Genomic DNA, 17061 nt, shown 5'->3' on the forward strand with positions numbered 1-17061 from the left:
CCGCGGCACCGCCATCCGGTGCAGCCGGCGCATCCGGCGCACCGGCCGGAGTCGCCGCCACCCGGCCCGCCGCCGCGGCGTCCGCGCCGCTGACCAACCTGTCCCACCTCACGTTCCTGCTCGACACCGTGCCGCTGGCCACGGTGGAGGGGCACACCACCTACGAAATCGACGCGCAGCCCACCGCCCAGGCGCCGTGGACTTACGCCGATAAGCAGGCCGACGGCAGTTACGGCAGGGTCGGCGGCGGGTCGCTCGACCCCTCGACCGGGCACTGGAGCCAGGGCGCGTACAACGCCGACGACATCGCCCGCACCGCGGTCGTCTACCTGCGCCACTGGCAGCAGACCGGTGACGAGACCAGTCGCGAGCACGCCGTGCAGACGCTGCGCTCCCTCACCTACCTGCAGACCACGACCGGTCCGAACGCCGGAAACGTCGTGCTCTGGCAGCAGCCCGACGGCACCCTCACCCCCAGCGCCAGCCCGGTGGAACTGCCCGACCCGAGCGACTCGGCCGAGTCCTATTGGGTGGCCCGCACCGTGTGGGCCCTCGGCGAGGGCTACGCCGCGTTCCAGGCTGCCGACCCCGACTTCGCCGCGTTCCTGCAGGACCGCCTGCACCTCTCGCTCGACTCCCTCGAGCGCCAGTCGCTCGCAAAATACGGCACCTTCGACGTGGCCGACGGCGTGAACGTGCCGGCCTGGCTCACCGCGGGCGGGGCGGATGCCTCCGCCGAGGCCGCGCTCGGTCTCGCCGCCTACGTCACGGCCGTCCCGGACGACGACACCGCGCGCACCGCGCTGACCCGGCTCGCCGAGGGTGTCGCCGCGATGTCCTCCGGCTCCGCCACCGAGTGGCCCTTCGGCGCGATCATGCCGTGGAACAAGTCGCAGACCCTCTGGCACGCCTGGGGCGGACTGGCCCCGGCTGCCGTCGCCACCGCGTCCACGGTGCTCGGACGCTCCGACCTGCTCGGCGCCGCCGTCAAGGACGCCGCCCAGTTCACCCCGCAGCTGCTGGCCGCCGGCGGACCGGACAATGCCTGGAGCCCCACCCCCGGTGAGGCCCAGATCGCCTACGGCGTCGACTCCCGGGTGCAGGGGCTCGTCGCCACCGCCGCGGCCGCGAACGCCCCGGGGCTGCTGGACCTCGCCGCAGTGACCGCCGCCTGGTTCTTCGGCGCCAACCCGAACGGCGCTCCGGCCTACAACCCGGCAACCGGTACGGCCATCGACGGCATCGAAACCGACGGCCGGATCAACCCCAATTCGGGTGCCGAATCCACCATCCATGCCCTGATGACCATGCTCACCCTGGACGCGAATCCGTCGCTGAAGGTCAAGGCCCTCGGCATCGACGAAACCGTCTCCACCGTCGGGCTCAGTGTCGTCGAGGCCGAGTCCGGCACCATCACGGGCGGCGGGTCAGTGGTCACGCCGCCGTCGTCCTGGACCGGCGAGGCCAACCTCTCCGGCGGCGCCTACGTGGCGCTGGGCGCGGGCGACTCGCTGAGCATCCCGGTTCCCGCTGCCGACCAGGCTCGCAATGTCTTCCCGATCGTGAATCAGGCCGAGGCGGACTCCGGGGCCACAACCTGGGCGTCGGCGACGTCGACGCTGGGCAGCACGAGCAACGGCGGCGCGGGTGCTCAGGGCATCACGGATGCCCCCGGACGCCTGTTCCCGCTCACGCTCGAGCTGGCTCTGCCGGGGGCGGACACCGCGGTCGTCGGCATGGCCGACGGGGCGGCATCCGTTGACGCGCTGCTGATCCAGCCGCTGATCTCGACGATCACGGTGACCGGGTCGGCGGGGGAGTCCACGGTGTACGTCAGCGCGGCGACCGAGACCAGCGTGCGCACGGTCGGCGTGCCACGTGGCTACCGGCTGGCACAGGAGGCGTTCGATGCGACCGGCCAGCTCGTCGCATCCGTCGACAAGAAGGCGCCGAAGAAGGGAACCGTGACGGTCGCCGCCGGCGGGTTCACGGTGGCGAAGCTGGTGCGCAAGTAGGGGCCGGCGCCCTCGGGCTTGCCTGCGCGCCCGTGCCCGCGCGACGAGAGTCGCCGTTGATGCCGAGAGTCCCCGTTGCAGGGGCGACTGTCGGCAGAAACGGCGACTCGCGGCGGTGGCGGTGGCGGTGGCGGTGGTGGTGGGGTGGCAGGGGCAGGTGGCAGGGGCAGGGGCTAGGGGAGCGGCAGTGGCTCGGGGTCGACACCGAGGGTCGTGAGCATGGCCTCGACCTGATGCCGGATCTGGTCCCGGATGCGACGCACCTCTGGGGTCGGCTGATCGGTCGGGTCGGCCAGCTCCCAGTCCTGGTAGAGCTTGCCCGGATAGACCGGGCAGGCGTCGCCGCAGCCCATGGTGACGACGACGTCGGCGGCCTGCACGACGTCATCCGTCAGCGGTTTCGGGAACTCTTCGTCCAGGTTGAGGCCGAGTTCGGTCATCACCGCCATCACCGTGGGGTTCAGTCCCTTTGCCGGCGCTGAACCGGCCGAACGCACGTGCACCCGACCGCCAGACAGGGCCTGGGTCAGCACCGCCGCCATCTGGGACCGCCCCGCGTTCTGCTCGCAGACGAACAGGACCTCGGGGACGTCCTTCGCGATCGCGCCTTTTGCCTGGGCCAGAGCGGTCAGGCGGTCGGCGGCGTAGCGCCCCGTGTTGGTCACGAGGAACGCCGTGACCGTCGACGTGCGCAGGAGCGACGTGTACGACTCGAGCACGTACCGTTCGATCGTCTCGGCGCCGAACACGCCCGAGAACCGGTCGGTGAGGTGCGCGGCCAGCCGTCGCAACGACTCCTCGGGGAAGGCCAGTCCGGGCAGTGACCGACGCGCGCTCAGATCGCTCATGGCGGGTCGGACCTAGACCTGGGCGGGGAGGATTTCGGCGAGCAGGCCCTGGATGCGGGCCTTGATCTCGTCGCGGATCGGACGCACGGACTTGATGCCCTGGCCGGCCGGGTCGGCGAGTTCCCAGTCCTCGTAGCGCTTGCCGGGGAAGATCGGGCAGGTGTCGCCGCAGCCCATGGTGATGACGACGTCCGACTCCTTCACGGCCTCGGTGGTGAGGACCTTCGGCACATTGTTGGCGATGTCGATGCCTTCCTCGGCCATGGCCTCGATCGCGACGGGGTTGATCTGGTCCTTGGGCGCGGAGCCGGCAGAGAGCACCTCGACACGGCCCTCGGACAGGGCGGTCATGTAGCCGGCGGCCATCTGAGAGCGGCCCGCGTTGTGCACACAGACGAAGAGAACGGTGGGCTTAGCGGTCATGATCGGTGGTTCCTTCTTGATTTTCGGGGGGTGGACGGCGGGGCGGTGTACAGAGATCAGACCCGGTCGGGAAGCGGGTCGGCGGTGACGGCGGTGACGTCGATGTCGGTGACGTCGGTGTCGGTGACGGCGGTGTCGGTGACGGTGGTGTCGGCTGCGGCGGTTGCCTGCGCCGCGGCCCCTGAGAACAGCCGCGGCCGCAGCCACAGCGCCACATAGACGAGGGCGACGAGCGCCGGCACCTCGATCAAGGGGCCCACGATGCCCGCCAGGGCCTGGCCGCTGGTGGCGCCGAAGGTGCCGATGGCCACCGCGATCGCCAGCTCGAAGTTGTTGCCGGCGGCGGTGAACGCCAAGGTCGTGGTGCGCTCGTAGGAGAGCCCGGTGAGCTTGCCGGTGGCGAATCCGGCGGCGAACATGACAGCGAAGTAGACCAGCAGCGGCAGGGCGATCAGGGCCACGTCGAACGGGCGGTCGATCACCTGGCGGCCCTGCAGGGCGAAGAGCAGCGCGATCGTGAACAGCAGCCCGTAGAGGGCGAACGGGCTGATTTTCGGCAGGAACCGGCTCTCGTACCAGTCGCGGCCGCGGGTGGCCTCGCCGACCCGGCGGGACAGGTAGCCGGCCAGCAGGGGAATGCCGAGGAAGACGAGCACGCTGACGGTGATCGCCCGGATCGAGAACTCCGCGCTCGTGGTAGACAGGCCGAGCCAGGCGGGGAGCACCTGGAGGTAGAACCAGCCCAGCGCGGCGAACGCGATGACCTGGAAGACGGAGTTGAGGGCCACCAGGAAGGCGGCGGCCTCGCGGTCGCCGCAGGCCAGATCGTTCCAGATCAGCACCATGGCGATGCAGCGGGCAAGGCCCACGATAATCAGGCCGGTGCGGTATTCGGGCAGGTCCGGCAGGAAGATCCAGGCAAGGGCGAACATCAGGGCGGGCCCCAGCAGCCAGTTCAGCACCAGCGAGGAGACCAGGAGGCGGCGGTCGCGGGCGACTGCGCGGGCATCCGTGTAGCGAACCTTGGCCAGCACCGGGTACATCATCACGAGCAGCCCGATCGCGATGGGCACGCTGACCGAGCCGATCGTGAACGCAGCGAGCAGGTCGCCGACGCCGGGTGCGACGACCGCCAGTAGCAGGCCCAGGGCCATTGCCGCGAGGATCCAGACCGGCAGGAGACGGTCGACGGCCCCGAGCCGCGCCGGGGCGATGGCGTTTTGCGCGGCAGCCGGCTGCACGGTGGGCGGGGCGGTGGGCCGGGAGGTGGTCGATTCGGGGAAGGGCATGTGGCTCCGTGAGCAGGTAAGACAAAAATCGGCGGGTGGGACATAAAATCAGAGGTGTCGATAGGGAGTCTTCCCCAATGCATCGATGGATGTCAATTTATGGGAGATACTGTTCAGATGTCGTTCACCGAGACCCGTGCCGTGCCTGAGGCGTCGACCGCTGCGGTCGCCGTGGATCTCGTGACGGATGGCGCGGTTGCTTCGGATGTCGCAGATGGCACGACGGATGCCGCTGGCGCGGCCGCTGCCTGCTGCGCCCCTGCCGCGCGCGAAGCGATCGGCGCCGATGAGGCGGAGCGGCTCGCCCGGTTGCTGAAGGCCGTGGCCGACCCGGCCCGATTGCGTCTGGTCTCGCTGGTGGCCGCGCACGACGATATGGAGGCCTGCGTCTGCGACCTCACCGAACCCCTCGGGCTCAGTCAGCCCACCGTGTCACACCACCTCAAAGTGCTGGTGGATGCCGGTATCCTGACCCGCGACAAGCGTGGCACCTGGGCGTACTACCGGCTCGTGCCGGGCGCGCTCGGCACGCTGGCGGATCGGGTGCTCGGGCTCTGAATTTGCGGCTCTGCGTTTGTAGCTCTGCGGGTGCTGCTGTGCGTTTGTGGCTCTGCGTTTGTGGCTCTGCGGGTGCTGCTCTGCGGTTGCGGAGCAGAGTTTGCGGCTCCGAGGTTGCTGTGCTGAGTTTGCGGTGCTGCGCGTGCGGGCTAGACTAAATGGTTGAGCTTTCGGGCGATTGCGCGTGGCGTCGATCCTGGGCCGCCGGCCGGAACATCCGTGACCGAACTGCGCAAGCCCATTGCTTTATCAGGATACCGAGATATCCTCAACACTTGTGCGCGAAGCCCCACGTCGTGCGGCGCACTTGGACACTTCCTCCGAGGGAGCGTCGTTCCCCGTGGGATTGCTCTGCGCTGTGAGCGCATTCTCCGTCTGAGTGAGGTTCCGGCCCCCCACACCCGAACCGCGTAACCGCGCCGACGAGAGCTCTCACCATGCCCATTTTTCTCCTGTTCCCTGCCCGCCGCGTTTCGGCGGAAGGTGCCTATGCAGACGCCTAGGCTCAACAGGTTGCCCAGGCTCACCAGATTCACCCTGATCCCGCGTCAGGCCGCCGCCGGCGGATTCGCGATGCTTTTCGCCGGACTGCTCACGGTGGTCCTCGGCATTCCCGCACAGGCCTCGGAACTCGATGTCTACGGCTGGCTGCCGCCGGCCGCCGTGGAAGATTCGGTGCGGGCCTTCGCGGATGGCTCAGCGCGTGCCGCCGAGTCCGATCCCGCCGCGCGTGCCGCCGCCGCCCCTGATGCCTCCGCCGCCGAAGCGTCGCTACAGAGCCTGATGCCGAGTGCGGCGGCCACCGCCACCGTGCAGCGCGACGGTTTCACGGTCACTGATGCGCCGAAGCCCGAACCCATACCTGCCGCCCCTGCTGCGGTTCCGAGTGCCGACGATGCGGCCGCTCCGGCCGCCGCTGGTGCAGCCGTGCAGTGGCCCTTTCCGGGCTCGGTTCGCCTCTCCGATCCCTATGGTGCGCGCGATGCACCCTGCGGGGGCTGCTCGACGTTCCATAAGGGGCTCGATATGCTTCCCGGCGAGGGTGCACCTGCCCAGGCGGTTGCGGACGGCGTCGTGCGTGAAGTCTCCGCCACGGACAACGGCGGCTTCGGCGTCTACGCGATCGTCGACCACACCGTCGATGGACAGCTCGTCAGCAGCGTCTATGCGCACTTCCAGGCCGGCTCGCTGCAGGTCTCCGCGGGACAGTCCGTGGGCGTGGGCACGCACCTGGGCAACGTGGGCAGCACCGGCGAGAGCACCGGCCCGCACCTGCATTTCGAGATCCTGATCGACGGGATCACCCCGACGGATCCGTACGCCTGGCTGTCGGAGCGCGCCGGCCCGATGTAGTCGCGAGGGGCGCGCAAGTTCCTCGGAATGCTCGGGTTGCGCGGTTCGCGCGGTCTGCGCGGGGGTCGCTGCGTGCCGGCTGGAGCCCGTGCGGGGGTGGAAGGCCTGGCTCAGGCCGGCCAGTGCCCGGCTCAAGCCGGCAAGTGCCCGGCTCAGGCCGGCAAGTGCCCGGCTCAGGCCGCCTCGCCGGTTCAGTTCTGCGGCATTGTCCTGCTTGGCCCGCAGCATTTGCCCCGAACGAATTCGACGGAGATTTTGCCGATTCACCCCCGAAATCGTCGAAACCGGCCTACGGGCAGCAAAATCTCCGTCGAATTGGTTCCCACCCGGGATCCTGGGTGCCGAAGTGGGTGGCGGTAGCGGTGGCGGTTGCGATGGTGGGGGTTGCCGTGGGTTGTGGGCTCGTGTGGCAGCGACTCAGGCCGGCGTTGCCGGGAGGTCGAAGTAGAGATGGGCGTGAGCGCGGCATCCGTCGTTGAAGGCGGCGCCGCACGCAGGGCACGCGGTGGTTGCCCGGTAGTCGGCGATCGAGAGTGTGCCGCGGCAGACTCCGCAGAGGATGGCGTGCTCGGCCCAGAGGTCGGCCGGCCAGAGCCGGGCGACATGGGTCTCACCGGCGGAGTGGCACTGGTAGCACGGGTAGAAGCGCCCGCAGCAGAAGAATCTGATCGCCACGACGTCGAGCGCGGAACGGTAGTGCACGCAGCGGGTCTGGGCGTCGACGGTCTGTCCGTGGATCTGCATGGTGGTCCTTCGTGCGAGAGACGATCGCGACTGCACGTGGGGGCGGGGCGGCGCCGGGGGTGAGGCCGGGGCGTCGGGGGTGAGGCCGGGGCGTCGGGAGTGAGGCTGGGGCACCTCGCGGTGCCCCGAACCCCAGGCGCTACTCGGCGGTGGCCTGCGCTGTGACGAAGGCCTCGAAGGCGGCCGGGTCGTCGAGGGCGCCGGGGTAGGAGACGCCGTTGACGAGCACGGTGGGCGTGCCCTTGACCTGCTCGATGTCGGCGTTGGGAAGAGGGCCGTCGAGGGCGCGTTTAGTGGCGGTGCCGACCCAGGCGGCGAAGGTGTTCTCCGTGATGCAGGTGGCGACCTTCTCGTCGGTGACGCCCGAACTCGTGGCCAGGCTGACCAGGTCTTCGTCGGTCAGGCCCTCGGTGTTCTCCGCCGGCTGGTTCGCGAACAGGGCCGCGTTCAGGGCGAGCACGTTCTCGGGCTCATGGTTGGCGACGCACGCGACGGCGGCCGCGGCCCGGGTCGGGTACTTGCTACCGGCCGAAACCGGATCGAGGATCGAGATCGGGTGCAGCTCGAGGGTGGCGGTGCCCGCGGCGACCCAGCCGGCGATCTGCTCGCCGTTCGTGGTTTCGAACTGGCCGCAGAAGGGGCAGAGATAGTCCGCGTAGACCACGATGTTGGCGGTGTCGCCGAGGGTTGTCGGGTCGGTTGCGATGGGGTCCTCGTCGGCGGCCACGGAGACGGTCTCGACCGGGACGATGTTGGTGCCGTCGCCGCCGAGCAGCACGCCGTCGCTGGCCATGTTGAGCGGGCCCGGCGCCGCAGGTCCCTGGCTGCCGACCACGACGAGGGCCACGACCACGGCAGCCGCGATCAGGCCGGCGCTGATGCCGCCGCGCAGAAGCCAGCGGTTGCGCTTCTCCTTTTTCTGCTGCTCCTCGCGGAGCTGGCGGGCGCTTTCACGCGCCATCTCGCGGCGATCCTTCTTGGGGGGGACAGGTTTGCCGTAGACATTGCTCATGAACTAATGCACCGTTTCGTTGCGACTGGCAGGTAGCTCCAAGGTTAGAGGGTCCGTCTCCGGGGGAGGTGCAGCGGGGCTGTGAGGGGGCTGTGAGCGCTGAGCCCCAGCTTCGGGCGCCGTGGGCGGAGCCGGCTCAGGCCTGGGCGCGGTGGACTTCGTACTGGGCCCGGATGAGCGGGCGGCAGTCCGGTTCCGGCGCGGCGGCGAGGGATATCGGCCAAACCGGGCGGCTGCCGGTCAGCGCCCACGCGGCCTGGACGGCGGCGCCGTCGGCAACGTACTCGCCCGGGGTCGGAACCACGACCGGGCAGTCGAAGACCTGCGCCGCGATGGCCGCGACGACCGGGCTCTGCGCGGCGCCGCCGATCAGCAGCACCCGGTCGGCCACCACCCCCTGCGCCCGTACGGCGTCGAGGCCGTCGGCGAGGCCGCAGAGCATCCCCTCGATGGCTGCGCGTGCGAGGTTGGGCCGGGTGCTCGAGGTGAGGGTGAGTCCGAAGAGGCTGGCCGTCGCGTCCGGCAGGTTGGGCGTGCGTTCGCCTTCGAAGTAGGGCTGGAGGACGAGCCCTTGGGCGCCGGGTTCCGCGCTGAGCGCGAGGCTCCCGAGCTCGTCGTGCTCAACCCCGAGGAGCAGCCGCACCGCGTCGAGCACCCGGGCGGCGTTGAGCGTGGCCACGAGAGGCAGGGACAGTCCGCTGGCGTCGGCGAAGCCGGCGACGGTGCCCGTGGCATCCGTCGTCGGCTGATTGGTGACGGCGAAGACCGTGCCGCTGGTGCCGACGGAGACGATGACGTCCCCGTCGCCCGCGCCGAGTCCCAGTGCGGCGCCGGCGTTGTCGCCCGCGCCGACGCCGATCACGACTCCCGCTGGGAACGAATCCGACAGAGGGGCCGTGGTGCCGGCGGTGTCGCCGGGACCGAGTACGCGGGGGAGGATGGCGCGGTGCCCGAGGGCGCGTTCGAAGAGGTCGAGGTCGTAGGTGCCCGTGGTGGGTGACCAGTAGCCGGTCCCGCTCGCGTCGGAACGGTCGGTGGTCAGCTCGTCCAGTTGCGGCCCGAGGGGGCTCGCGTCGGCCGGGCCGTAGCCGCGCAGCCGCCAGGTGAGCCAGTCGTGGGGGAGGGCGACCGCGGCGACGCGGGCGGCGTTGAGCGGTTCGGCGTCGCGGAGCCAGCGCAGCTTCGTGGCGGTGAACGAGGCCACCGGCACGAGGCCCGTGCGCCGGGCGTACTCGTCGGCGCCGATCTCGGCGATCAGGTCGGACGCGGCACCGGCGCTGCGGGTGTCGTTCCAGAGCAGTGCCGGGCGGATCACGCGGCCTTCGGCGTCGAGCGCGACCATGCCGTGCTGCTGGGCGGCGACGGAGATCGCGGCGACATTCGCGAGCCCGCCGGCGTCGGCGAGGGCGGCGTGCAGCGCCTCCCACCAGCGCTCGGGGTCGACCTCGGTGCTGTTCGGATGCGACGCACGACCGCTGCGCACCAGGGCGCCGGTGTCGGCATCCCTGATCACGATCTTGCAGCTCTGGGTCGAGGAATCTATTCCGGCAACCAGTGTCATGGCTTCATTCTCCGCTCGGGGGTCGTGCGTCGTGGGGCATGGGTCGTGGGTCGTGGAGATTGGGCGTGGAGATTGGGCGTGAGGAGGGGGTGCGACGAGGGGGTGCGACGAGGAGGTGCGACGAGTGGGCAACTCAGGAGAAACGGATGCCGCGGGCCTGGGTACCGCGGGCACGGTGCGGGATCCGCGGGCCCGGCCGCCGCATCCGGAGGATCTCCCGCGTCAGCTACAGGATCGGACTCCTGAGTGAGCCATGGGACCAGCCGGAGCCCGGCACAGGGCCGGCCACCGTGGCCGGCCCCGCGCATCGGGATCCCGGTTAGCGGGCGCCGAGCAGGTGCTCCAGCGCCAGCTGCTGCAGCCGTACGAAGCCGAAGCCCTTGCCGCCGAAGTAGGCATCCGTGTCGAAGTCCTCGTAGGAGGCGCGGTCGGCGAGCAGGTCGTCGTAGCTTTCGCCGGCTGCCAGGGTGGGCGCGGAGAGCTCCGGCACGCGTGCCGCTTCGAGCATCTGCTGCACCTCGGGGTCGGCGCGGAAGGCCTGGGTGCGCTCCTTGAGCAGGAGGTAGGTGCGCATGTTCGCGGCGGCCGAGTCCCACACGCCGGTGATGTCCTCGGTGCGGCTGGGCTTGTAGTCGAAGTGGCGGGGGCCTTCGTAGGACGGGCCGCCGTTCAGGCCGCCGTTCTCGAGCAGGTCGACGAGCGCGAACGCGTTGTGCAGGTCGCCGTGGCCGAAGACCAGGTCCTGGTCGTACTTGATGCCGCGCTGGCCGTTCAGGTCGATGTGGAACAGCTTGCCCTGGTACAGCGCCTGGGCGATGCCGGCGGCGAAGTTGAGCCCGGCCATCTGCTCGTGGCCGACCTCGGGGTTCACGCCGACCAGCTCGGGCCGGTCGAGAGTGGTGATGAATGCCATCGCGTGACCGACCGTGGGCAGCAGGATGTCGCCACGCGGTTCGTTCGGCTTCGGCTCGATCGCGAAACGGATGTCGTAGCCCTTGTCGGTGACGTAGTCGCCGAGCAGGTTGACGGCCTCGCGGTAGCGATCCAGGGCCGCACGGATGTCCTTGGCCGAGTCGTACTCGGCGCCCTCGCGGCCGCCCCACATCACGAACGTCTTCGCGCCGAGCTCGGCGGCGAGGTCGATGTTGCGCAACACCTTGCGCAGCGCGAAGCGGCGCACGCTGCGGTCGTTCGAGGTGAAGCCGCCGTCCTTGAAGACCGGGGCGCTGAAAAGATTGGTGGTGATCATCGGGATGATCAGGCCGGTGTCGGCGCAGACCTGCTTGACCCGGTCGATCTGGGACTGGCGCTCGGCATCCGTGGAGCCAAAGGCGAACAGGTCGTCATCGTGGAAGGTCAGGCCGTATGCGCCGAGACGGGCGAGGTTCTCGACCGCGTCGACGACGTCGAGTGGCGGCCGGGTGGGGCCGCCGAACGGGTCGCTGCCGTTGTAGCCGACGGTCCAGAGCCCGAAGGAGAACTTGTCGTCGCGGGTGGGGGTCAGGCTCACATCACTCAATGTCATTTCACTACTTCCGATTCAGCTGCGTCGATGATTTGTTGATTACCCAAACATATATCAATCGTGACCAGAACGGGACGGTTTGCCGGAAATGATCCGAATTTGCCTCCGGCGGGAACTATTAGCCTGTATCGCGGCGCTCGATCCGGGCAGAAGGGTGTGGCCTGGATAGTGAATCCACCTCGATTGCGGACAAACAGCGGAATCTCGGGACGACAGTTGGCAATTGGCTCTCAAATTAGATATGTTCTGTTCACAAACAAAGTCGTCCGCGACTGAGTGCAGGCTCACCCGCAGAGTGGTCCGCACAGCTTGGCCCTGCACCGGATTTCACACCTGACCGTGTGAGTCCACATCGCATCACGCTTTACAACGAGGTAACCGTTCGTCCCCGTTTCGCGTTACGCAAAATGGTCGGTCGAAGTGCACCTCGTTGCAGCAGAAGTCGGAATCTCCGCCCCTGCGCCTGGCAGCATTCAGAGAGGAAAGCACCAATGTCCCTGACCAAGAGGATCATCGCCGTAGCGGCGACCGTAGCCGTGGCCTTGTCGCTCGCGGCATGTTCCGGCACGGGCGCACCGGCCGGCGACGGCGTGGAGGCCATTGCCGACTGCAACGTCGGCATTTCCATGCCGACCCGCGCCCTTGAGCGCTGGATCAACGATGGTGAGCAGCTCAAGACGCTGCTCGAAAAGGCCGGCTGCACCGCCGACCTGCAATACGCCGACAACAAGACCGACCAGCAGATCAGCCAGATCCAGAACCAGATTGCCGGCGGGGCCAACATCCTCGTCGTCGCTGCCATCGACGGCCTCCTGCTGGGCCCGGCGCTGGAAGAGGCCAAGACGCAGGACGCCACGGTCATCGCCTACGACCGCCTGATCGTCGGCACCGAAAACGTCGATTACTACGCGACCTTCGACAACTACGAGGTCGGTACCCTGCAGGGGGAGTACATCGTCGACCAGCTCGGCCTGGCCGACGGCGCCGGCCCGTTCAACCTCGAGCCCTTCGCCGGCAGCCCCGACGACAACAACGCGAAATTCTTCTTCTCCGGCGCCTGGGACGTTCTGCTGCCCTACGTCGAGAACGGTCAGCTCATCGTTCCCAGCGGTCGCTCGCCCGAGTCCAACGCGGACTGGGCCTCGATCGGCATCCAGGGCTGGGCTTCCACCCTCTCCCAGGCCGAGATGGACAACCGCCTGTCGTCCTTCTACTCCGGATCCGAGAAGGTCGACGTTGTGCTCTCGCCCAATGACAGCCTCGCCATCGGCATCCTGGCGTCCCTGAAGTCGGCGGGCTACGCACCCGGTGAGGACTACCCGATCATCAGCGGGCAGGACGCCGACAAGGCCAACATCAAGGCGATTCTCAAAGACGAGCAGTCCATGAGCGTGTGGAAGGACACCCGCACGCTCGGCGAGCAGGTCTACAACATGGTTCTGCAGATCGCCGCGAACGAAGAAGTGACCGTCAACGACACCGAGACCTACGACAACGGCAAGAAGATCGTGCCGTCGTTCCTGCTCGACCCCGAGGTCGTCGTCAAGGAGGACATCCAGGTCAAGCTGATCGACTCCGGCTTCATCAAGGCATCCGACGTAGGACTGTAACCGGTCCCACACCCCGGTCGGCCCCGCGCGAGCGGGGCCGACCACCTCGGCCCTCACCGGGGCCGGCAGATCTACACACGCGCTATCGATCAGGAGGCTGCCCTTGGAGCACACGACCATCCTCAGGATGCACAACATCGTGAAGGATTTCAGCGGAGTGAAGGCACTCGACGGGGTGTCCATCGACGTCGTTCGCGGGGAGGTGCACGCGATCTGCGGCGAGAACGGCGCCGGCAAGTCAACGCTCATGAAGGTGCTCAGCGGTGTGTATCCCGCCGGCAGTTTCGAGGGCACCATCGAGTTCGAGAACAAGCCGGTCTCCTACAAGACGATCAATGACAGCGAAGCCGACGGCATCGTCATCATCCACCAGGAACTGGCCCTCAGCCCCTACCTGTCGATCGCCGAGAACATCTTCCTCGGAAACGAGAATTCCAACCGGGGCATCATCGACTGGAACAAGACCAACCGCGAAGCGTCCCTGCTGCTCAGCCGGGTCGGCCTCGCTGAAAGCCCGGCCACCCGGGTGCTCGAACTCGGCGTCGGCAAGCAGCAGCTCGTGGAGATCGCCAAGGCGCTCTCCAAACAGGTGAAACTGCTCATCCTCGATGAGCCGACCGCCGCCCTCAACGATGAGGACTCGGCGCACCTGCTCGGCCTGATCGAACACCTGCGCGGGCAGGGCATCACCTGCATCATCATCAGCCACAAGCTCAAAGAGATCAAGCGGATCGCCGACAAGGTCACCGTCATCCGGGACGGCAAGACCATCGAAACCATCTCGATGGACGGACCGGACGCCACCGAGGCGCGCATCATCCGTTCGATGGTCGGCCGGGAACTCAACAACCTGTTTCCGCCGCGTGAACCCAAGATCGGCGCCGAACTGCTGCGCGTCGAAGACTGGACCGTGTACCACCCGGTCGATACCGCGCGCAAGGTCGTCGACGGGGCGTCCTTCAGCGTGCGCGCCGGCGAGATCGTCGGGTTCGCCGGGCTGATGGGCGCCGGCCGAACCGAACTGGCCATGAGCATCTTCGGCCGCTCGTACGGTACCAAGATTACCGGCAGCGTCTTCAAGAACGGCGACGAGATTCAGATGCGCACCGTCGACGAGGCAATCCGCCACGGCTTCGCCTACGCCACCGAAGACCGGAAGCTCTACGGCCTCAACCTCATCGGTGACATCACGGTGAACGTTTCGGCGGCGGCCCTCGGCAAACTCGCCAAGTGGGGCGTCATCGACCGGCACCGCGAATACAAGGTCGCCAACTCCTATCGCGAGAAGATGAACATCAAGGCGCCGAGCGTCACATCGATCACCGGCAAGCTCTCCGGCGGCAACCAGCAGAAGGTCGTGCTCTCGAAGTGGATCTTCGCCGGCCCCGACATTCTCATTCTCGACGAACCGACCCGCGGCATCGACGTGGGCGCCAAGTATGAGATCTACGGAATCATCAACGAGCTCGCCGCCCAGGGCAAAGCCGTTGTGGTGATCTCCTCGGAGCTGCCCGAACTCATCGGGCTCTCCGACCGGATCTACGTCATCTCCGAGGGCAAGCTCACCGGTGAAGTCACCGCGGCGGAAGCCTCCCAGGAAACACTCATGCACTACATGACCGCGGGAAAGGACTGACCCCGATGAGCACCACCACCCCTATGAGGCGCACGAAACCCAAGTTCGCTGTCAGCCTCAGACAGTATGGAATCCTCGCCGCACTGGTGATCATCATCATGCTGTTCCAGATTCTCACCGACGGTCGCCTGCTTCTTCCCGGCAACGTCAACAACCTGATCCAGCAGAACGCCTATGTTCTGATCCTCGCCATCGGCATGGTGATCGTCATCATCGCGGGCCACATCGACCTCTCGGCCGGGTCCGTGGTGGCCATGGTCGGTGCCGTCGCCGCGATCAGTATGAATTCCTGGGGCTTCTCCTGGTGGGCCGCCGTCATTCTCGCCCTGGTGGTCGGCGCCGTCGTCGGCGCGTGGCAGGGCTACTGGGTGGCCTTCGTCGGCATCCCGGCATTCATCGTCACCCTGGCCGGCATGCTGATCTTCCGCGGGCTCACCCTGGTGCTGCTCACCGGCGGCACCATTGGCGGCCTGCCGTCCGAGTTCACCGCCATCGGTGCGGGCTGGCTGCCCGCCTGGCTCGGCGAGGTCGGCGGCCGGGACGTGCTCACCATCGCCCTCGGTGTGCTCACCGCGCTCGCCCTGATCGTGCAGCAGCTGCGTACCCGCGCCACCCTGCGCAAGCTCGACCTGCCCCGCGAGCCGATCGCCACCCTGTGGATCAAGAGCGGCATCGCCGGCGTGGCCATCATCGCCTTCGCCTGGTTGCTCTCCGGCTACAGCGGCACACCGCTCATCCTGATCGTGCTCGCCGCCCTCATTCTCGGCTACACCTTCCTGCTCAACCAGACCGTGTTCGGCCGCCACGTGTACGCGATGGGTGGCAACCTGTTCGCCGCCAAGATGAGCGGCGTCAAGACCCGCTGGGTCGACTTCTTCATCTTCGTCAACATGGGAGTGCTCGCCGGCCTGGCCGGCGTGGTCTCCACGGCTCGGGCCGGGGGCGCCGTCGCCTCGGCCGGCCAGAACTACGAGCTCGATGCCATCGCGGCCGTCTTCATCGGTGGCGCGGCCGTGACGGGTGGCGTCGGCACGGTCATCGGCGCCGTCATCGGCGCATTGGTGATGGGCGTGCTCAACATGGGCCTGTCCATCCTCACGGTCGACGCGGCCTGGCAGATGACCATCAAGGGCGTCGTGCTCCTGCTCGCGGTCGCGTTCGACATCTTCAACAAGAGCCGCGGCGGCCGCTAGCTTCGCCCCGCGCCTGCAGGGCCCTGTCAGGTGTCTTCCAACCGTAGAGGTGGTGTGTCGTGACCCGGCTGACCACGACCACCCTCTCCGCACGCGGTGGTTCGAGCAACGACCAGTTGCGCCGGTTCAACCTGTCGATGATTCTCACCATGATTCATCATTCGAGCGGATGCTCTCGGGCTGAACTGACCAGACGCACCGGCCTGAACCGGTCCACCATTTCGGCGCTCGTGGCCGAACTGGTCGAGCTCGGAATGGCGTTCGAGGGCGAGCCCGAAGATGTGCCCGGCCGGGTGGGGCGCCCGAGCCTGCAGGTGTTTCCGAGCCCGAAGATCGCCGCGATCGCCGTGAGCCCCGATGTCGATGCGATCACCGTGGGGCTGGTGGGGCTCGGCGGCGAGGTGATTCGCCGCATCCGCTTCGACACGACCCGTATTCCCACCGTGTCCGAAACCGTGAACGCGGTCAAGGCCATCGTCGACGGTATGCGCGGCGAGATCGAGCAGAACTATCGCATCGCCGGGGTCGGCGTGGCCGTTCCCGGCCTGGTCGACACGGTCGACGGCCGCGTGCTGATCGCCCCGCACCTCGGCTGGCGGGACTGCGCCCTCACCAGCACCCTCGCCAGGGTGCTGCACTTCCCGGTGTACGCCGGCAACGACGCAAGCCTGGCCGCCATCGCCGAGAGTCTGTTCGGAGCGGCCTGTGGCGCGAAGGACCTCGTCTACCTCAACGGCAGTGCGAGCGGCATCGGGGGCGGCCTCATCATCGGCGGCAGCCCGTTGCGCGGTACGAGTGGCTACGCGGGTGAGCTCGGACACACACTGGTCAACTCGAACGGGGTGCGATGCCACTGCGGCCGCATCGGATGCCTGGAGACCGAGGTGAGCATGTCGCGCCTGCTCCGGGTGCTGGGCCTGCCGCGCGCGGATCTGGACGACCTCGACATCGCCCTCGGCGTCTCGCGCGACCCTCAGGTGCTCCGGGAGGTAATGAGGCAGATCGACTTTCTCTCGGTGGCGATCTCAGACTTCGTGAACATGTTCGACCCGAAGATGGTGGTGCTCGGCGGATTTCTCGGTTCGCTGCTGTCGGTGGGCCGAGAGCGCCTGGCCGAGGCGGTGAGCGTGAGTTCAATCGGAAGCCTCGGGCACGCCGTGCTAATCGAACGGGCGCAGCTGCGCTCCCGGCTGATGATTGTCGGGGCGGCCGAGCTGGCCTTCGCCGGGCTGCTCGACGACCCTGCCGGGTTTGTGCGCGGACGCATCGGTGTCTGACGCGTGACCGGACTTCG

Annotated in this window: 14 protein-coding genes; 7 read left to right on the forward strand and 7 right to left on the reverse strand. The window is 68.1% G+C overall.

The window, feature by feature from the left end; translation table 11 throughout:
• Window positions 1-2015: hypothetical protein (locus E3T34_RS15715; protein WP_166785833.1), on the forward strand; the 2015-nt coding region annotated here is incomplete at its 5' end.
• 173 nt (window positions 2016-2188) lie between these two features.
• Here E3T34_RS15715 and E3T34_RS16680 read toward each other — a convergent pair.
• The 3 genes from E3T34_RS16680 to arsB are packed head-to-tail and all read right to left on the reverse strand — an operon-like array spanning window position 2189 to window position 4575.
• Window positions 2189-2863 carry a three-helix bundle dimerization domain-containing protein gene (locus E3T34_RS16680; RefSeq protein WP_134342261.1) on the reverse strand — a complete coding sequence of 225 codons (675 nt, stop codon included), beginning with the start codon at window positions 2861-2863 and terminating at the stop codon, window positions 2189-2191.
• Between the two features lie 12 nt (window positions 2864-2875).
• Window positions 2876-3286 carry an arsenate reductase ArsC gene (locus tag E3T34_RS04240; RefSeq protein ID WP_134342262.1) on the reverse strand — a complete coding sequence of 137 codons (411 nt, stop codon included), beginning with the start codon at window positions 3284-3286 and terminating at the stop codon, window positions 2876-2878.
• A 56-nt stretch (window positions 3287-3342) separates the two neighbouring features.
• Window positions 3343-4575 carry an ACR3 family arsenite efflux transporter gene (gene arsB / locus E3T34_RS04245; protein WP_134342263.1) on the reverse strand — a complete coding sequence of 411 codons (1233 nt, stop codon included), beginning with the start codon at window positions 4573-4575 and terminating at the stop codon, window positions 3343-3345.
• A gap of 180 nt (window positions 4576-4755) precedes the next feature.
• Here arsB and E3T34_RS04250 point away from each other — a divergent pair, with 180 nt between their 5' ends.
• Together E3T34_RS04250 and E3T34_RS04255 are read left to right on the forward strand one after the other, a co-directional pair.
• Entirely contained in the window at window positions 4756-5133 is a 378-nt protein-coding gene (locus E3T34_RS04250) for a metalloregulator ArsR/SmtB family transcription factor (RefSeq protein WP_233191100.1), read from the forward strand.
• Window positions 5134-5646: 513 nt separating this feature from the next.
• On the forward strand, window positions 5647-6486 hold the full coding sequence (locus E3T34_RS04255; protein WP_241976766.1) for a M23 family metallopeptidase: 840 nt from the start codon (window positions 5647-5649) through the stop codon (window positions 6484-6486).
• Between the two features lie 417 nt (window positions 6487-6903).
• On the opposite strand, the gene E3T34_RS04260 is transcribed toward E3T34_RS04255, so the two are convergent.
• The 4 genes from E3T34_RS04260 to xylA form a co-directional block, all read right to left on the reverse strand.
• Window positions 6904-7230 carry a CHY zinc finger protein gene (locus E3T34_RS04260; protein WP_134342265.1) on the reverse strand — a complete coding sequence of 109 codons (327 nt, stop codon included), beginning with the start codon at window positions 7228-7230 and terminating at the stop codon, window positions 6904-6906.
• 139 nt (window positions 7231-7369) lie between these two features.
• A complete protein-coding gene (locus E3T34_RS04265; RefSeq protein WP_134342266.1) occupies window positions 7370-8191 on the reverse strand; it encodes a thioredoxin domain-containing protein in 822 nt (273 codons plus the stop codon).
• A 187-nt stretch (window positions 8192-8378) separates the two neighbouring features.
• A complete protein-coding gene (xylB, locus tag E3T34_RS04270; protein ID WP_134342267.1) occupies window positions 8379-9803 on the reverse strand; it encodes a xylulokinase in 1425 nt (474 codons plus the stop codon).
• 319 nt (window positions 9804-10122) lie between these two features.
• Window positions 10123-11328: a xylose isomerase gene (gene xylA / locus E3T34_RS04275; RefSeq protein WP_134342268.1), complete on the reverse strand. Its 1206-nt coding sequence runs from the start codon at window positions 11326-11328 to the stop codon at window positions 10123-10125.
• 491 nt (window positions 11329-11819) lie between these two features.
• Between xylA and E3T34_RS04280 the strand changes: the two genes are divergently transcribed.
• From E3T34_RS04280 to E3T34_RS04295, 4 genes are all read left to right on the forward strand, one after another.
• The gene (locus E3T34_RS04280) at window positions 11820-12938 is read left to right on the forward strand and encodes a sugar-binding protein (protein ID WP_134342269.1); all 1119 of its coding nucleotides are present in this window, start codon (window positions 11820-11822) and stop codon (window positions 12936-12938) included.
• Between the two features lie 127 nt (window positions 12939-13065).
• Window positions 13066-14574: a multiple monosaccharide ABC transporter ATP-binding protein gene (mmsA, locus tag E3T34_RS04285; RefSeq protein ID WP_104169414.1), complete on the forward strand. Its 1509-nt coding sequence runs from the start codon at window positions 13066-13068 to the stop codon at window positions 14572-14574.
• A gap of 5 nt (window positions 14575-14579) precedes the next feature.
• Window positions 14580-15767: a multiple monosaccharide ABC transporter permease gene (gene mmsB / locus E3T34_RS04290; protein ID WP_134342270.1), complete on the forward strand. Its 1188-nt coding sequence runs from the start codon at window positions 14580-14582 to the stop codon at window positions 15765-15767.
• Between the two features lie 59 nt (window positions 15768-15826).
• A complete protein-coding gene (locus tag E3T34_RS04295; RefSeq protein ID WP_241972960.1) occupies window positions 15827-17044 on the forward strand; it encodes an ROK family transcriptional regulator in 1218 nt (405 codons plus the stop codon).
• Window positions 17045-17061: the final 17 nt, after the last annotated feature.

The sequence above is a fragment of the Cryobacterium sp. TMT1-62 genome (assembly GCF_004403145.1).
Classification (GTDB): domain Bacteria; phylum Actinomycetota; class Actinomycetes; order Actinomycetales; family Microbacteriaceae; genus Cryobacterium; species Cryobacterium sandaracinum.

Excerpts from the sequence above, each read along its gene's own strand:
- E3T34_RS16680 (WP_134342261.1), bottom strand. The coding sequence starts at position 2,863 with ATGAGCGATCTGAGCGCGCGTCGGTCACTGCCCGGACTGGCCTTCCCC.
- E3T34_RS04240 (WP_134342262.1), bottom strand. The coding sequence starts at position 3,286 with ATGACCGCTAAGCCCACCGTTCTCTTCGTCTGTGTGCACAACGCGGGC.
- arsB (WP_134342263.1), bottom strand. The coding sequence starts at position 4,575 with ATGCCCTTCCCCGAATCGACCACCTCCCGGCCCACCGCCCCGCCCACC.
- E3T34_RS04260 (WP_134342265.1), bottom strand. The coding sequence starts at position 7,230 with ATGCAGATCCACGGACAGACCGTCGACGCCCAGACCCGCTGCGTGCAC.
- E3T34_RS04265 (WP_134342266.1), bottom strand. The coding sequence starts at position 8,191 with ATGGCGCGTGAAAGCGCCCGCCAGCTCCGCGAGGAGCAGCAGAAAAAG.
- xylB (WP_134342267.1), bottom strand. The coding sequence starts at position 9,803 with ATGACACTGGTTGCCGGAATAGATTCCTCGACCCAGAGCTGCAAGATC.
- xylA (WP_134342268.1), bottom strand. The coding sequence starts at position 11,328 with ATGACATTGAGTGATGTGAGCCTGACCCCCACCCGCGACGACAAGTTC.
- E3T34_RS04280 (WP_134342269.1), top strand. The coding sequence starts at position 11,820 with ATGTCCCTGACCAAGAGGATCATCGCCGTAGCGGCGACCGTAGCCGTG.
- mmsA (WP_104169414.1), top strand. The coding sequence starts at position 13,066 with ATGCACAACATCGTGAAGGATTTCAGCGGAGTGAAGGCACTCGACGGG.
- mmsB (WP_134342270.1), top strand. The coding sequence starts at position 14,580 with ATGAGCACCACCACCCCTATGAGGCGCACGAAACCCAAGTTCGCTGTC.